This window comes from Psychrobacter sp. 1U2, assembly GCF_051847575.1.
The window spans coordinates 1-1,024 of sequence record NZ_JBPYDC010000496.1 but is presented as its reverse complement, the minus strand read 5'-3'; the positions used below and the strand labels follow the sequence as shown (position 1 = coordinate 1,024).

General features: G+C 43.6%; 1 protein-coding gene and 1 pseudogene. Both read left to right on the top strand.

What is annotated here, in order from left to right; translation table 11 throughout:
* Window positions 1-520: SEC-C metal-binding domain-containing protein (locus ACS8FD_RS16840; protein ID WP_439276687.1), on the top strand; the 520-nt coding region annotated here is incomplete at its 5' end.
* A 220-nt stretch (window positions 521-740) separates the two neighbouring features.
* A pseudogene (locus ACS8FD_RS16835) lies at window positions 741-1,024 on the top strand (hypothetical protein); the annotation flags it as partial.

The following is a 1,024-nucleotide window of genomic DNA, read 5'->3' as shown; positions in this document are numbered from 1 at the left end:
CCAAAGCCTTGATAAGCATTGGAAAGAGCATTTAACACAGATGGATCAGCTACGTAAAGGCATTCACTTGCGTGGCTATGCACAAAAGAACCCTGAGCAAGAATATAAGCGTGAGTCCTTTGAGCTGTTTCAGATGATGCTAGGTGCTATCAAATCAGAGACAGTGCAAGATCTATCACGTGTCCATATTCCAACTAAAGAAGAGTTAGAAGCACTAGAAGCGCAGCAACGTGCAGATGCTGAGCGCATGAAAATGCAGTTCGAGCATAACGATGTCGATAACTTATCAGGTGAACCGCAACCAACGCCGCGCCCTCAAAACCAAGGTGAACGGGCAAACGGTCAGGTGCGTGTCAATCTTGCTGGAGGCGTAGCAGCAGGCGTAAGTGCAGGAGTCAGTATTCCTGATAATGCAAGTGACGCTGAACCAAACCCGTATGCCGGTATGAATATCAGCCGTAACGCGCCTTGTCCTTGTGGTTCTAGTCTAAAATATAAACAATGCCATGGAAAAATCTAACACCAAAAATTATACCTAATTGCGTATTTTAATTACCTATCCCTGTTAGCAGCGATAGGTATTTTTATGCAAAAACATTGGCTACCTAACGTAGGCTATGGATAGGCCCGTATGATTATCAAATAAGAATTTTGATAATTTGTCATGACTGTTTACAAATTCAACATAGGCGAATATAGGCGGACACGCTATAGTATTTACCATAACAATCTGGGAGACAATGATGAATCTAGGACAATTAAAACAATTACGTATGACGGCTTTGATGACAGGTTTACTCGCTAGTGCGATTAGCATCAGTGCTTGTCAGCAGCAGCAAGAGCCAGAGCCGAGCCTAGAGGATAGCATCAACGCTGAAGAGTCAGTACCAATGTCAGCTGATCCAGCAGACCCTAGTGATACCGTCGTCGCGACTGAGGATGCTTCGTTAAATGAAGTGCAGGATGATACGATTGCCAATGTTAATACTGATCTGACTCAAATAACTTATTTGTGTACACCTGC